At 75.1% G+C, this 14083-nt stretch carries 14 protein-coding genes; 8 read left to right on the top strand and 6 right to left on the bottom strand.

Annotated features, from left to right (window positions below; all coding sequences use genetic code 11):
- Positions 1–72: 72 nt before the first annotated feature.
- Positions 73–1572, bottom strand: a complete 1500-nt coding sequence (locus ABD208_RS12040) for a protoporphyrinogen/coproporphyrinogen oxidase (RefSeq protein WP_344103030.1) — start codon at positions 1570–1572, stop codon at positions 73–75.
- Positions 1569–2702 carry a uroporphyrinogen decarboxylase gene (gene hemE / locus ABD208_RS12035; RefSeq protein WP_425561102.1) on the bottom strand — a complete coding sequence of 378 codons (1134 nt, stop codon included), beginning with the start codon at positions 2700–2702 and terminating at the stop codon, positions 1569–1571. The genes ABD208_RS12040 and hemE overlap by 4 nt, the downstream gene beginning before the upstream one ends.
- Before the next feature lie 49 nt (positions 2703–2751).
- Here hemE and ABD208_RS12030 point away from each other — a divergent pair, with 49 nt between their 5' ends.
- The 5 genes from ABD208_RS12030 (at position 2752) to hemL (ending at position 8832) form a co-directional block, all read left to right on the top strand.
- On the top strand, positions 2752–4347 hold the full coding sequence (locus tag ABD208_RS12030; protein ID WP_344103028.1) for a glutamyl-tRNA reductase: 1596 nt from the start codon (positions 2752–2754) through the stop codon (positions 4345–4347).
- A 145-nt stretch (positions 4348–4492) separates the two neighbouring features.
- The gene (gene hemC, locus ABD208_RS12025) at positions 4493–5596 is read left to right on the top strand and encodes a hydroxymethylbilane synthase (RefSeq protein ID WP_344103026.1); all 1104 of its coding nucleotides are present in this window, start codon (positions 4493–4495) and stop codon (positions 5594–5596) included.
- Entirely contained in the window at positions 5593–6468 is an 876-nt protein-coding gene (locus tag ABD208_RS12020) for a uroporphyrinogen-III synthase (RefSeq protein WP_344103024.1), read from the top strand. The genes hemC and ABD208_RS12020 overlap by 4 nt, the downstream gene beginning before the upstream one ends.
- Positions 6465–7475 (top strand): porphobilinogen synthase, encoded by a 1011-nt coding sequence (gene hemB / locus ABD208_RS12015; protein WP_344103022.1) that lies wholly within the window; start codon positions 6465–6467, stop codon positions 7473–7475. The genes ABD208_RS12020 and hemB overlap by 4 nt, the downstream gene beginning before the upstream one ends.
- 19 nt (positions 7476–7494) lie before the next feature.
- Entirely contained in the window at positions 7495–8832 is a 1338-nt protein-coding gene (gene hemL / locus ABD208_RS12010; RefSeq protein ID WP_344103019.1) for a glutamate-1-semialdehyde 2,1-aminomutase, read from the top strand.
- A 67-nt stretch (positions 8833–8899) separates the two neighbouring features.
- Here the strand turns inward: hemL and ABD208_RS12005 are convergent, their stop codons facing one another.
- Entirely contained in the window at positions 8900–9616 is a 717-nt protein-coding gene (locus ABD208_RS12005; protein ID WP_344103017.1) for an SDR family oxidoreductase, read from the bottom strand.
- Between the two features lie 93 nt (positions 9617–9709).
- On the opposite strand from ABD208_RS12005, the gene ABD208_RS12000 reads away from it, so the two are divergent.
- On the top strand, positions 9710–10555 hold the full coding sequence (locus tag ABD208_RS12000; RefSeq protein ID WP_344103015.1) for a LysR family transcriptional regulator: 846 nt from the start codon (positions 9710–9712) through the stop codon (positions 10553–10555).
- A 16-nt stretch (positions 10556–10571) separates the two neighbouring features.
- Here the strand turns inward: ABD208_RS12000 and ABD208_RS11995 are convergent, their stop codons facing one another.
- Positions 10572–11375 carry a hypothetical protein gene (locus ABD208_RS11995; protein WP_344103012.1) on the bottom strand — a complete coding sequence of 268 codons (804 nt, stop codon included), beginning with the start codon at positions 11373–11375 and terminating at the stop codon, positions 10572–10574.
- 77 nt (positions 11376–11452) lie between these two features.
- The gene (locus tag ABD208_RS11990; protein ID WP_344103010.1) at positions 11453–11875 is read right to left on the bottom strand and encodes a winged helix-turn-helix transcriptional regulator; all 423 of its coding nucleotides are present in this window, start codon (positions 11873–11875) and stop codon (positions 11453–11455) included.
- 93 nt (positions 11876–11968) lie between these two features.
- On the opposite strand from ABD208_RS11990, the gene ABD208_RS11985 reads away from it, so the two are divergent.
- On the top strand, positions 11969–12778 hold the full coding sequence (locus ABD208_RS11985; protein WP_344103248.1) for an NAD(P)H-binding protein: 810 nt from the start codon (positions 11969–11971) through the stop codon (positions 12776–12778).
- A 36-nt stretch (positions 12779–12814) separates the two neighbouring features.
- On the opposite strand, the gene map is transcribed toward ABD208_RS11985, so the two are convergent.
- Positions 12815–13600: a type I methionyl aminopeptidase gene (map, locus tag ABD208_RS11980; RefSeq protein ID WP_344103008.1), complete on the bottom strand. Its 786-nt coding sequence runs from the start codon at positions 13598–13600 to the stop codon at positions 12815–12817.
- 63 nt (positions 13601–13663) lie between these two features.
- Here map and ABD208_RS11975 point away from each other — a divergent pair, with 63 nt between their 5' ends.
- On the top strand, positions 13664–13966 hold the full coding sequence (locus ABD208_RS11975) for a helix-turn-helix domain-containing protein (RefSeq protein WP_344103007.1): 303 nt from the start codon (positions 13664–13666) through the stop codon (positions 13964–13966).
- Positions 13967–14083 lie beyond the last annotated feature (117 nt).

Raw genomic sequence — 14083 nt, 5'->3', positions numbered from 1 at the left:
TGGGGGCTCAAGGTTCTACTGACTCGCGACCCAATCGGGGTTTGAGGGGTGAGGGCCCATCCCGGATCGTCTTCACGGGAGCTGGGCCGCTGCCTGGCGAGCGTGGGCGACGACTGCCGCCAGGCCCGTACCCGCGATCCAGCCGCCGGTGACCGCGAGGCCGGGGATCGCGCCGGCGCGTTCCGTGAACTCGCGGACCCGGGCGCGGTAGGCGGGTGTGGGCGGGGGGAGGGATCCGTCCCAGTGCTGGGTGAGGAAGTCGCGGGCACGGCCGGTGAGGTCGACGCCCAGCAACGCCGAGGCGTCCTGGATCGCCTCCTCCCGGGTGGGTTCGGCCGTGGCCTCGCCGATCCTGCCGTAGCTGAGCCGCACCACGTGCGTGCCCGGTCCGGCCGCGTCCCGCAGCCGGCGCGCGAGCCACGGCCACTTCGCGCTGGCGTGGGTCAGCGCCTTGGCCCGCACCACTGCGCGACGACGCCCGGCCGGCCAGGCCTCGCCGGATGGGTGACGCCGGTCGTCGCCTCGCGCTTCATCCCCTGCCCGACGACGCCCCGCGGGCCGGATCTCGCCGGAGGCGTGACGCCGGTCGTCACCTGAGGCTTCACCGGATGTCCGACGACGCCCGGCCGGCTCGTCGGTCGCGGCGACGAGCATTCCTGTGCCTCGCGGGGCGGCGTCGAGCTCGGGCGCGTCCAGCAGGAGGGTCGCCAGCCAGATGTCGGCGCCGCGCTCGGGAACCGGTGCGCCGCCGATCTCCAGCAGGCCCGCCGCTGCCGCGGTCGCGACCACGAGCCGGCTCCCCCGGAACTCGCCGCGCTCCGTCGCCACCCGCCACTCGTCGCCGAGCCGTTCGATGCCCGTGACCCGGTGACCGGTGCGGACGTCCAGGCGCCCGGCCAGAGCCGTCACCAGCGCATGAACCCCGCCGTCGATTCCCTTGACCGCCGACCCGGGCGGCGCCGCGGCCCGCAGCCGGGCCACCGCCCGCGACAGCGAGCCCGTCTCCTCGAAGGCCCGGCGCAGGCCAGGAGCCACGGCATCGACGTCCAGCCGGCCGAGCGGCGCGGAGTGGACCCCCGCCGCGACCGCCGCGACCAGCCGGTCCGTGATCCGGCCGCCCATCCGCGAGCGCACCAGCGCGCCGACGTCGTCGAACGACGTGAACCGCCGCGGCAGCAGGCGGTCGAGGCTGCCGCGCAGCACGCCGGGCCACCCGACGGCCCGCCGCACGTCGGCCGCCCACGGCCGCGATGGGATCCCCAGGATTCCGGCGGCGGGCAGCGGGAACGCCCGCCCGGCCGCGTATCCCCAGGCACCGAGCCCGGCGGGCGGTTCCACCGGCAGGCCGAGTTCTCCGGCGAGTCGTTCGACGACGCCGCCGCGCACCGCGAAGGATTCGGCGCCCAGATCGAGGGGGACCCCGGGAAGCGAGGAGAACGCCCCACCGCGCACAGGCCCGCCGGGCCGCTCGCCGGCTTCCAGCACGACGACGTCGAGCCCGCGCCCGGCCAGCTCCCAGCCGGCGACCAGCCCGCCGATCCCCCCGCCGACGACGACGGCCTCCACGGTCACAGCGAGTGCGCCAGCTCCACCACGCGGGTCAGCACCGCCGGGTCCGTCTCCGGCGGGACGCCGTGCCCGAGGTTCAGCACGTGGCCGGGAGCCTCCGCCCCGCGGGCCGCCACGTCGCGGACGTGCGCCTCCAGCACCGGCCACGGCGCGCCCAGCAGCGCCGGGTCCACGTTGCCCTGCAGCGGCACGCCGGGCAGCAGCCGCGCCGCCTCGTCCAGGGGCGTCCGGTAGTCGATCCCGACCGTGTGGTCCGAGATCCCCGCAGCGACCAGCACGTCCCGCATCGCCCCGAGCAGGTGCCCGGTCCCGGTCCCGAAGTGGATCCCCGGCACGCCCGTCCCCGCGACGTGCGACAGCGCCCGGGCCGATGCCCCCGCCACCCGCTCCCGGTAGTCGGTCAGCGACAGCGACCCGGCCCACGAGTCGAACAGCTGCACCGCCGACGCCCCCGCGGTGACCTGCGCCCGCAGGAACGCCCCGGTCAGGTCGGCGGTCCAGGCCAGTAGCCGGCCCCAGGTCTCGGGCGCGGCGTGCATCATGGTGCGCGCGGCGAGGTGGTCCCGCGACGGCCGCCCCTCCACCAGGTACGCGGCGAGCGTGAACGGCGCGCCGCCGAACCCGATCAGGGGCGTCGTCCCCAGCTCGGCCACGGTCAGGGCCACGGCCTCACGGATCGGCGCCAGGGCGTCGTCGTCCACGGACAGCTCGACGAGCCGGTCCACGTCCGACACCGTCCGGTAGGGCTGATCCATCACCGGGCCCACCCCCGAGGCGATCTCCACGCCGACCCCGGCCAGTTTCAGCGGCACGACGATGTCGCTGAAGAAGATCCCGGCGTCCACCCCGTGCCGCCGCACGGGCTGCAGCGTGATCTCGGACGCGAGCTCCGGCCGGAGGCACGCCTCCAGCATCTCGGTCCCCTGCCGCGCCTCGCGGTACTCCGGCAGGGAGCGCCCCGCCTGCCGCATGAACCACACCGGCAGGTGTTCCGGCCGGTCACCACGCAGCGCCCGGATCAGCGGGGCGGCGCTGGTGCGCCCGTCGGACAGGGGGTGACCGGCCGGGAGCGCACCCGCCCGGCCGTCGTCGGACGATGCGGTACCGGCGGGCACGAAGGTGGCGAGGTTCACGCTTACCGATTATTGCTTGCCGGGCGTCAACCCATAAAGTTTGAGGACTGTGGTCCTCCTCTCCCTCACCGCCTCCCACCGCGAACTCGACCTGGATGCGCTGGAACGCCTCTCCATGGGATCCGCGTCGGTGGGACGTACCGTCGTACGCACGTGCCGGCCGGTGGTGGGCGCGGTGGTGATCTCCACCTGCAACCGCTTCGAGCTGTACCTCGACGTCGACGCCCCGCTGGACGGCGACTCCGTGCGGCACGCGACCCGGCACGTCGCCGAGCTGGTCGCGGGGGAGTCTGGCGTGACGACGCAGGCCGCGGTCGACTCGTTCACGGTCCGCACCGGGCCGGAGGTGAGCGCGCACCTGTTCGCCGTCGCCGCGGGCCTCGACTCGATGGTGGTGGGCGAGCGCGAGATCGCCGGCCAGGTCAAGCGGTCGCTCGCCGTCGCCCGCGAGCAGGAGACGACGTCGAAGACGCTCGAGCTGCTGTTCCAGACGGCGTCGCGCACGTCGAAGCAGGTGGGGACGCGCACCGAGCTGGGCGGCGCGGGCCGGTCGGTCGTGTCGCTCGCGCTCGACCTCGCCGAGGAGGGTGCGCTGCCGCGCTGGGACAACGTGCGCGCGATCCTCATCGGCACGGGCTCGTACGCCGGCGCGTCGGTCGCGGCGCTGCGCGCCCGCGGCTGCGAGGACATCCGCGTGTACTCGCGCTCCGGCAGGGCCGGCACGTTCGCCGAGTCGCACGACGTCGAGCCGGTCGACGACCTGGTCGAGGCGCTCGCCGACGCCGATCTCGTGGTCTCCTGCAGCGGCGCACGCGGCCGCGCGGTCGTCCCGCCGGCGACGCCGGCCGCGGACGACGCCGCCGCGCACCGGGCGTCCGGGCCCGCGGGAGCTCCCTCGACCGGGGCCGCCGGAACCCTCGCCACCGAGGCCGCCGGAGCTCCCGCCACCGGGGCCGCGGGAACCCTCACCGCCGGGTCTGCCGGAGCCCTCTTCGCCGGGGCCGGCGGGGACGAACCGGGGCCGTCGTCCGACGACCGCCCCGCGCCCGAGGCCAGCCTGGGTCATGTGCTCGACGCGGCCGCCGTCGTGCGCGCCCGGGAGCGCCTCGCGGACCGTGCCGGGGACGAGCCGGAGCCGGACGCCCTGGTCATCCTGGACCTCGCGCTGCACCGGGACGTCGACCCGCGGGTGGCCGACGTCGAGGGCGTGCTCCTCTACGACCTGGCCACCCTGAAGGCGCACGCCCCCGCGATCGCGGTCGACGTGGTCCGGCAGGCGCAGGACATGGTGGACGCCGCGGTGGACACGTTCGAGGACACGCGCCTGGGCCGCGAGGCGGACGCCGCCGTGGTCGCGCTGTTCGACGAGGCCGAGGCGACGGTGTGCGCGGAGGCGGACGCCGCGGTCACCCGGCTGACCGCCGAGCGGGCGGCGTCGGGCGCCCCCGCGCCGTCGTCGGACGAGATCGAGGCCCTGACCCGCGACATCCGCCGCCGCGTCCACACGGACCTGCACCCAAAGATCGTCGCGGTGCGCGCCTCGGCACGGGCCCGCGCGAAGGCCCAGGAAGCGGCCCTCATCGCCAGCGCGGAGTCGATCACCCGCGCCGCCGGCGCCGACACGGCCCACCACCCCACCAACTGACCGGGCCGGGGCCCTGACGTGCGGCCACCTGGGCCCGTCCGGTGGGACGGATCACGGATATCCGCCTGAGTGCCGTGGTGTGAGATTCGCCGGTTTCACGGTCCGGATTTTCGTGTCCCGGGGGTGGAGGGTGGACACTGGGTTGGTGACCTCGAAACCGTCCGACGTCAGCACCCCGCCCGCCGCCTCCCCCGCGCCGATCCGGCTCGGGACCCGCGGCAGTACGCTCGCGATGACGCAGAGCGGGACGATCGCGCGGCGGATCGAGGAGCTGACGGGCAGGCCGGTGGAACTGGTCCGGATCCGGACCGAGGGGGACGTCAACCGGGCGTCGCTCGCGACCCTCGGCGGGACCGGCGTCTTCGTGGCCGCGCTGCGGGAGGCGCTGCTGGACGGACGGTGCGACGTCGCCGTCCACTCCCTCAAGGACCTGCCCGTCGCACCGCACCCCGGCCTCACCTACGTCAGCCCGGAACGCGAGGACGCGCGCGACGCGCTGTGCGCGCGCGACGGACTGACGCTCGACACCCTGCCGACCGGCGCCCGCATCGGCACCGGATCGCCCCGCCGGGCCGCGCAGGTGCGCGCCGCGCGGCCCGACGTCGAGGTCGTGGACATCCGCGGCAACGTCGGCACGCGGCTGGACCGGGCGCTCGGCGCGGAGGCCGACCTGGACGCCGTGGTGCTCGCCGTCGCCGGCCTCAAGCGCATCGACCGCACCGACGTGATCAGCGAGTACATCCCCGTCGAGACGATGGCGCCCGCCCCCGGGCAGGGCGCGCTGGCCGTCGAGGTCCGCACGGCCGACGTCGTCCCCGATGCCTCCGGGCGGATCCCCGTCGCGGACCTCGCCGATGCCCTCTCCACCCTCGACCACCCCGCCACGCGCCTGTCCGTCCTGGCAGAGCGCTCCGTGCTGGCGCGGCTGGAGGCGGGCTGCGCCGCGCCGGTCGGCGCGTACGCGGTGGTGTCCGACGGCGCGCTCCACCTGCGGTCGGTCGTCGCCGCGGTCAGCGGCGCGGGCCGGATGGAACGGACGGCGAGCGCCGATCTCGGCCCGTTCGCGGCGGGCGACCGCGCCTGCGCCGACCCCGGCCTGGACGAGATCGCCCGCGACCTGGGCGTCCGCATGGCGGAGACCCTGCTCGCGCTCGGCGCGGATCGCCTCGCGCCGCTGGGCGGCCCGGTCGCGGTCGCGTCAGGTCCGACGCCGCCCGCCGGCCCCGCGCACCCCGCCCCCGGGAAATGACCACGCAGTTGCCTGCCCCGACGGTGCTGATCGCCCGCGGCGACGACCGGGCGACGCCCCTGATCGTTCTCCTGCGCGAGGCGGGCATCGAGGCGGTCGCCGCCCCGGTGATCGAACGGGCGCCGGTGATCGACGCCGGGCAGCGGGCCGAGCTGGCACGGGCCCGGGCTTCCCTGAGCCGAGGCGACTACGCCTGGGTGGCCGTCACCAGCGTGAACGCGGTCGACGCGCTGCTCGGCCCGGCACCGGTCGAGCGATCCGCGACCCGCTGGGCCTGTGTCGGGCCCGCGACCCGGCGGTCGATCGAGGCGCACGGTCTCGTCGCCGACATCGTCCCCGCCCGGCGCATGACAGCAGCGGGGCTGGTCGAGTCGTTCCCGGCCACGGGATCGGCCACGCGGAGTCCGGACGCCGGTCCGGCCACGGGATCGGCCCTGGGGTCGGCCGCGGCTCCCGCCGCGGGAGATCCGGACGCCCTCGCCGCGTCGTCCACCCGTGTGCTCGTCCCCCTCGGGGACCTCGCGGCGCCGACGCTCCCCGACGGCCTGCGCGCCAAGGGGTGGGCCCCCGACGTCGTCGTCGCCTACCGGACCGTGTCCCGCGCGCTGCCGCCCGGCGTCGTCGGGCACGCGCGTACGGCCGGGTACGACGTCGTCGTCGTCGCCTCCGGGTCGGCCGCGCGGGAGATCGCGGCGCAGCTCGGGCCGCAGCGGGTCGTCGCGATCGGCGAGCCGTCCGCGGCGGCGGCGCGGCGGGCCGGGCACGACGTCGCCGCCGTCGCGGCGCGGCCCACGGACGAGGCGCTGGCGAGCGCCGTCGCCGACGCCGTCACACGCACGAACGCCAGCACAGATTCGAAGGAGAGATCGTGAGTCAATCCGGGATCGTCTACCGGCCGCGCCGCCTGCGCGGCACGCCCGCCCTGCGGCGCCTCGTCGCCGAGACGCGCCTGCATCCCGCCGACCTGGTCCTGCCGCTCTTCGTCAAGGAGGGCCTGCTCGAGCCGAGCCCGATCCCGTCGATGCCGGGGCAGGTGCAGCACACCGAGGAGACGCTCGGCAAGGCCGTCGCGGAGGCGGCCGACGCCGGTCTCGGCGGGGTCATGCTGTTCGGCATCCCCGAGCGGCGCGACGCCACGGGCAGCCAGGGCGACGCCGAGAACGGAATCCTGCAGCGCGCGATCCGGATCGCCCGGCACGCCGTGGCCGAGGCCCGTCCTGACAGCTCCGGGCCCCGTCCTTCGCTCGTCGTCATGGCCGACACCTGCCTCGACGAGTTCACCGACCACGGCCACTGCGGCGTGCTGGACTCCGCCGGCCGCGTCGACAACGACGCCACGCTCGACCGGTACGCCCGTATGGCCGTCGCGCAGGCGCGCGCGGGGGCCGACGTCGTCGCGCCGAGCGGCATGATGGACGGCCAGGTCGCGATGATCCGCGAGGCGCTGGACGAGGCCGGCTTCGAGGACACGGTGATCCTCGCCTACAGCGCCAAGTACGCGAGCGCGTTCTACGGGCCGTTCCGCGACGCCGTCGACTCGCAGCTCGAGGGCGACCGCCGTACCTACCAGATGGACCCGGCCAACGCCCGCGAGGGCCTGCGCGAGGCGGACCTCGACCTGGCCGAGGGCGCGGACATGGTCATGGTGAAGCCCGCGGGCTCGTACCTGGACATCCTGCGCGCGGTCGCGGACCGCAGCGACGTGCCGGTGGCGGCGTACCAGGTGTCGGGCGAGTACTCGATGATCGAGGCGGCCGCCGCGAACGGCTGGATCGACCGGCGCGCCGCCGCGCTGGAGTCGGTCACGGCGATCCGCCGCGCGGGGGCCGACCTGATCCTGACCTACTACGCCCTGGACATCGCGTCCTGGCTCCGCTGACCCACAGACAAGGACTCCCGTGAGCGATCCGAACAACGACGCCTTCCTCCGGGCGCAGCAGGTCATCCCCGGCGGGGTGAGCTCGCCGGTGCGGGCGTACCGCAGCGTGGGCGGGGACCCGCGGTTCCTCGCGTCGGCGCGCGGCGCCTACGTCACCGACGTGGCGGGGCGCGAGTACGTGGACCTGGTGTGCTCGTGGGGCCCGGCGCTGCTCGGGCACGCGCATCCCGACGTCGTCGCGGCCGTGCAGGAGGCCGCGTCCCGCGGCCTCTCGTTCGGCGCCCCGACCGTCGCGGAGGTCGATCTCGCGGAAGAGGTACGACGGCGCGTCCCCGCCGCCGAGCGCGTCCGCCTCGTCTCCACCGGCACCGAGGCCACCATGACGGCGATCCGCCTGGCCCGCGGCGTCACGGGCCGGCCGCTGGTCGTGAAGTTCGCGGGCTGCTACCACGGCCACGTCGACGCGCTCCTGGCCGAGGCGGGCTCCGGCGTCGCGACCCTCGCGATGCCGGGGTCCGCCGGCGTCACCGAGACCGCGGCGGCCGAGACCCTGGTGCTCCCGTACAACGACCTCGCCGCCGTGGAGGCCGCGTTCACGCAGCACGGCTCGCGGATCGCCGCGGTCATCACGGAGGCGAGCCCGGCGAACATGGGCGTGGTCCCCCCGCACGAGGGCTTCAACGAGGGCCTGCGGCGCATCACGCGCGAGCACGGGGCCCTGTTCGTGCTGGACGAGGTGCTGACGGGGTTCCGCGTCGGCCCGTCCGGCTGGTGGGGGCTGGAGAACGCCCGGATCCAGGCCGACGGCGGCGCCGGCTACGTCCCGGACCTGTTCACCTTCGGCAAGGTGATCGGCGGCGGCATGCCGGTGGCCGCGCTCGGCGGGCCGGCGGCGATCATGGACCACCTCGCACCGCTCGGCCCGGTGTACCAGGCGGGCACGCTGTCCGGGAACCCGGTCGCGGTGGCGGCGGGCCTCACGACGCTGCGCCTCGCCGACGACGCCGTGTACGCGCAGGTGGACCGGACCGCGAACGCGCTGGCCGACGCGGTGGGCGAGGCGTTCTCGCGGGCCGGCGTCGAGCACGTGGTGCAGCGGGCGGGCTCCCTGTTCAGCGTGTTCTTCGGCCCGCTGGCGGCGTCGTCCGGCGTCCGCGACTACCGCCAGGCGCAGGCCCAGGAGACCTACCGCTACACGGCGTTCTTCCACGCGATGCTGGAGGCCGGGGTGACGCTCCCGCCGTCGGTCTTCGAGGCCTGGTTCGTCTCCGCGGCGCACGACGACGCCGCGGTGAACCGCGTCCTGGAGGCCCTGCCCGCGGCGGCCCGGGCGGCCGCCGCGGCCACGCCGGCCTAGAGGCTGTCCCGCGGCCCGGCCGCGGCGGGACCGTGAGGCCGGGCCGCAGGCGTGATCCGCACGCCGGTCACCACGGCACGACGCCGTCGTCGTCGAAGAAACCGCCGCGCGGCCCGTCGTCGGGAAGGGTCGCGAGCCTGATCGCGACGGCGGCGCCCTGCTCGGGGGTGCGGTCCGAGGCGTGGCCGGTGAAGTCGGTCGCGACGTAGCCGGGGCAGTAGGCGTTGACGATGACGCCGGTGCCGGCGAGCCTGCGGCTGTACTGGGCGGTGATGCTGTTGAGCATGGTCTTGGACGGCGCGTAGGCGGCCAGCTGCGGTCCGGTCTGCAGGGTCAGGGAGCCCATGTTGCTGGAGGCGTTGACGACGCGCGGCGCGGGCGACCGGTGCAGGAGCGGGAGCATCGCGTTGGTCACGCGCACCACGCCGAAGACGTTGGTGTCCAGCACCGTACGCAGGACGTCGAGGTCGAGGGTGGTCGGATCCTGCTCGCCGTTCAGGTAGCTGCCGCCGATGCCGGCGTTGTTGACCAGGACGTCGAGACGACCCGTTCGCTGCTCGATCGCCTCGGCCGCCCGCGCCGCGCTGTCGTCGGAGGTGACGTCGAGGGCGACGCCGAACGCGTCCACGCCCGCCGCCCGCAGGCGGCCGACGGCCTCGGTGCGACGGGCCTCGTCCCGGGCCCCCACCGCGACGGTGAAGCCGAGCTCGCCCAGGCCTTCGGCCACGGCGAAACCGATGCCCTTGTTCGCGCCGGTCACCAGCGCGGTCTTCTTCTCGTTCATGACATCGAGTGTCGGCCGCGGCCGGCGTCGGCGTCCAAGACCGATCCGGTCCGCGGTGATACCCGGCGGGTATCACGGGGGTAGCCTGGACCCGTGCCCGACCTGGAGACCCGCGAGCTGCGCTACTTCGTCGCCGTTGCGGAGGAACTGCACTTCCGGCGCGCCGCCGAGCGCCTCGGGATCGCCCAGCCCCCGTTGTCACGGGCCGTCCGGCAGCTCGAACGCCGGCTCGGGGTCCAGCTCCTGGAGCGGGGCAGCCGAGGCGTGACGCTCACCGACGCGGGCACGGTGCTGCTCGGCGAGGCACGGACGGTGCTGGACGCGATCTCGGCCGCCACGAAACGAACCCGGCGCGCCGGGACCTCGCGGCAGCCGCTGGTGCTCGCCACGAAGGCCGGCGCGTCGCACGAGCTGCTGCGGCAGCTGCTCGACGCCGTCGCGGACGAACCCGCGATCGGGCCGCTGGAGGTGCGGCTGTGCGAGGTCGGCGAGCAGGCCGGCCTGCTGCGCTCCGGGGCCGCCGACGTGGCGATCATGCACCGACCCGTCGACGACCTTGCGGGGTTCGACACGGCGGAGCTGTTCACCGAGGGCCAGGTCGCGGTCGTTCCCGCGGCCCACCCGCTCGCCCGGCGCGACGAGGTCACGCTCGCCGACGTGCGGGACGTCGCCGGGCTGCCGATGGCCAGGTGGCCCCGGCTGGACGGCACCTATCCCGGCGGGCCCGGGCCGGAGGTGCGCACGCAGTCACAGATCGCCCAGCTCGTGGCGCTGGGGAAGACCCTGCTCGTCATCCCGGCGTCCAGCCGCGCCTGGCAGTGGCCCGAGCACGCCGCCGTACCCGTCACGGACGCACCGCGCATCACGACCGTCCTCGCGTGGCCGGCCGGCACGCGTTCGCCGGCGATCATGGCGCTGGCCCGCGTCGCCTCCGGGTGACCCCCGTTGCCCGCGGTCAGCGACCGGCCGCGCCGCGGGCGACGACCCCCTCGAGGTAACGAACCGCCGCGGCCTCGGCCTCCGCACCTCGGCGCAGCGGCTCCGGGAGCTGGTCCCGCAGGTCGCGGTACAGGCGGATCGCCCGCCCGACCGCCGCCGCGCACTCGCGGGCGTCGTGCCCGGCGACCGTCGCGCCCAGCGCCGGCACGAGCTCGGGCACGAGGACCTCGGCGCGCCGCACCCCCCGCGGCTCGAGCCCTCGCAGGTGCAGGGCGAGGGGCACCAGCGCGGTGGCGCGGAGGAACGCCAGGAAGTCGAGCGTCTCGAACAGTTCCCCGCGCCCGAGCTTCGTCGCCGCGTAGTGCACCCAGATCCAGAACCGGTCCTCGATCCACTGCGGGTCCGCCACGAGGGGAGCCGCGGAGGTCTCGCGGAGGCGGCGCGTGACGACGTCGTCCCGCTCCCACAGGACCAGCGGATCCTCGATCCGTACGGCGAGCTCGGCGGCGGTCACGAACTTCAGGTCCACGTGCAGGAGCGGATCGTCGAACAGGCAGATCAGGAGCCGGGGCTCCCCGACGTGCTCGCCCGTGAAGGCCGCGAGCAGCCGGCCCCACCCCGCGGCGATGCCGGCCCGCGCTCCCATCACGTCGCGGTGGTGCGCCTCCGCGACCACGACCACGAGGTCCAGGTCGGAGAACTCGTCGACGCCGCCGGTGAGAAGTGATCCCCCGGCGGCCAGGCCGTCGAAGCGGGGATCGGCCGAGACGGAGGCGACGAGCCGGTCGACGGTGGCGGCGTGCTCGGGCGGCAGGGACATGTGACCTCGATCCATCGTGCGGAAGAAAGTTTTTCAGGATCGGGGACCGGCCCGCTCGGCGTCAAGTCGTCGGGCGGTCAGCGGATCTCGTTGCCGGGATGCCGCGCGTCGTAGGCCTGGCGCGCACGGGCGATGCCGTCCCGGTGCCCGAGCGACCAGTCGGCCAGCGCCTTGACGAGGTGGGTCAGGCTGGCGCCGGTCTCGGTGAGGCGGTAGTCGACCTGGGCGGGCACGGTCGGGTAGACGGTCCGGAGGACCAGGCCGTCGCGCTCCAGCCGGCGCACGGTCAGGGTCAGCATCCGCTGCGAGATCCCGTCGACGGCGCGCTGGAGCTCCCGGAAGCGCCGGGCACCGTTCGCGAGCTCGACGATCACGAGAACGGACCACTTGTCGCCGACCCGGTCGAGGACGTCGCGGATCCCGCAGTCCGGGTACCCCGCCTGCCCGCAGGGGTCCAGGTCGGCGGGCCCTGCGGTTACCTCGGTGTGCGTCACTGACATGAAACTGCCTCCTTGTGGGCCGGTGGTGCGCGGGCGAGGATTCCAGCGTAGTTACCGAAGAGAACCACGACAGGAGATCGAACCGTGACGATCATGGTGACCGGCGCGAACGGACAGCTCGCCGCACTCGTCCTCCAGGAGCTGGCCGATCTGGGGGTGCCCGCCGTGGGCGGGACCCGGAAGCCCGCCGAGGGGCAGCGCCGCATCGACTTCGACGACCCCGGGTCCCTCGACCTGACGGGCGTCTCGACCCTCGTCCTCGTCTCGGCCGGATACGCCGAGGACGACCGGGTCACCGCCCGCCACCTGGCCGCTCTCGAGGCAGCACGACGCGACGGCGTCGGTCACGTCGTCTACACCAGCCTGACGACCGCCGGGGATCATCTCGCCTTCGCGCTCGCGCACCGCGTCACCGAGCGGGCGATCGAGGCCAGCGGCCTCGACTGGACGATCCTGCGCAACGGGCTCTACGCCGAGCTCTTCGGCGCGCTCCTGCTCTGGTCCGGCACCGGCCTGGAGTCCGCCTTCGGCGACGGCGCGCTCTCCGCGGTCGCGCGGCACGACCTGGCTGCCGCGGCAGCCGTCGTGGCCGGCAAGCCCGAGGCCCACGCCGGCAGGAGCTACGACCTCGTCGGGGCGCCGATCACCGCTGCCGACGTCGCGGGAAGGCTCGGTGTCGCGCATCGCACGCTCGGCCTCGGCGAGTACCGCGACCGGCTGCTCGCCGACGGCGGCCTGCTGCCCTTCGAGCCGGCCTATCTCGCCTCGCTCGCGACCAACGTCCGTCACGGGCTCCTGCGCGGCACGAGCGGCGACCTCGCGGACCTGCTGGGCCGCCCGATCACGGACGCGGTCGCCGTCGCGGCGGACACCGCGGCCGCGATGCGCCCGGATTCCCGGTAGCGCCGGAAGCCCCGCGAAGCGCCGGCGCCCTGGACCTCACCGAAGGCCGGGGGCTCCGGGGAGGGTGAGGATCTCGGCGCCGTCGTCGGTGATCGCGATCGTGTGCTCGCTGTGGGCGGTGCGGCTTCCGGTCGCGCTCCGCAGGGTCCACCCGTCGGCGTCGGTGACGAGGCGGTCCGTGCCCGCCATGACCCACGGCTCGAGCGCGAGCATCAGGCCCGGCCGCAGCATGAAGCCGCGGCCGGGCCTGCCGGCGTTGGCCACGTGCGGGTCCTGGTGCATGGTCGAGCCGATGCCGTGCCCGCCGAACTCCGTGTTGACCGGATAACCGGCCGCGGACAGCACCCGCTCGATCGCGTGGGAGAGGTCGCCGACGCGCGCGCCGGGCCGGGCCTCCGCGATCGCGGCGTCGAGCGCCTGCTCGGTGGCGGCGATCATGGCCACGTCCGCCGGGGCGCGCCTGCTGCCGACGACGAAGCTGATGGCGGCGTCGGCGGCCACGCCGCCCTTGACGACCGCGAGGTCGAGGGTCAGCAGGTCGCCGTCCGCGAGCCGGTGGTCGTGCGGCCTGCCGTGGAGGACCGCGTCGTTGACGCCCGTGCAGATGTAGTGGCCGAACGGCCCGCGGCCGAAGGACGGCGCGTAGTCGACGTAGCAGGACGTCGCCCCGGCGTCGAGGATCATCCCCTTCGCCCACCGGTCGATCTCGAGCAGGTTCGTGCCGGCCTGGCACCGGGCCTTGAGCGTGTGCAGGATGTCGCCGACGAGGCGTCCGGTCACTCTCGCGCGCGCGAGCTGGGCCGGGCTCAGGATCTCGATCATGGGAAGCTTTCTGTCATCCAATAACTATCCCGGTAATACTATACCGGGATTAGAATCGGCGTCATGGTCAGACTGCCGCTCACGCCCGACGAGGTCCGGCGCGGGGAACGCCTCGGCGCACTCCTCCGTCGCGCGCGGGGGAACCGCTCCATGCTCGAGGTCGCGCTGGACGCCGGCGTGTCGCCCGAGACGCTGCGGAAGATCGAGTCCGGGCGCGTCGCCACGCCGGCCTTTCCCACCGTCGCCGGCATCGCCGCGGTGCTCGGGCTCTCGCTCGACGAGATCTGGCGCGAGGTCAACGAGCCCTGGGAGGAGGCGCGGCCGGCCGGCCGCCCCGACGGCGCCGCGCTGGTCGCATCCAGCTAGCCGGCCCGGACACGGGACAGGCCCTCCGTCCCCGAGCCGGTGCTCGGGGACGGAGGGCCTGCCCCGTGTCAGGAGGTTGGTACCGCCGTCGTCGGCCGGAGCTGGATCACGGCCGAC

Origin of the sequence: Myceligenerans crystallogenes, assembly GCF_039529775.1 — a bacterium.
In the GTDB taxonomy this organism is placed as follows: domain Bacteria; phylum Actinomycetota; class Actinomycetes; order Actinomycetales; family Cellulomonadaceae; genus Myceligenerans; species Myceligenerans crystallogenes.
Note: the sequence above shows the minus strand (reverse complement) of the source record. Positions and strands in the feature narration are given on the sequence as shown.

Excerpts from the sequence above, each read along its gene's own strand:
- ABD208_RS12020 (WP_344103024.1), top strand. The coding sequence starts at position 5,593 with ATGACCACGCAGTTGCCTGCCCCGACGGTGCTGATCGCCCGCGGCGAC.
- ABD208_RS12005 (WP_344103017.1), bottom strand. The coding sequence starts at position 9,616 with ATGAACGAGAAGAAGACCGCGCTGGTGACCGGCGCGAACAAGGGCATC.
- ABD208_RS11995 (WP_344103012.1), bottom strand. The coding sequence starts at position 11,375 with ATGTCCCTGCCGCCCGAGCACGCCGCCACCGTCGACCGGCTCGTCGCC.
- ABD208_RS11990 (WP_344103010.1), bottom strand. The coding sequence starts at position 11,875 with ATGTCAGTGACGCACACCGAGGTAACCGCAGGGCCCGCCGACCTGGAC.
- ABD208_RS11985 (WP_344103248.1), top strand. The coding sequence starts at position 11,969 with ATGGTGACCGGCGCGAACGGACAGCTCGCCGCACTCGTCCTCCAGGAG.
- map (WP_344103008.1), bottom strand. The coding sequence starts at position 13,600 with ATGATCGAGATCCTGAGCCCGGCCCAGCTCGCGCGCGCGAGAGTGACC.
- ABD208_RS11975 (WP_344103007.1), top strand. The coding sequence starts at position 13,664 with ATGGTCAGACTGCCGCTCACGCCCGACGAGGTCCGGCGCGGGGAACGC.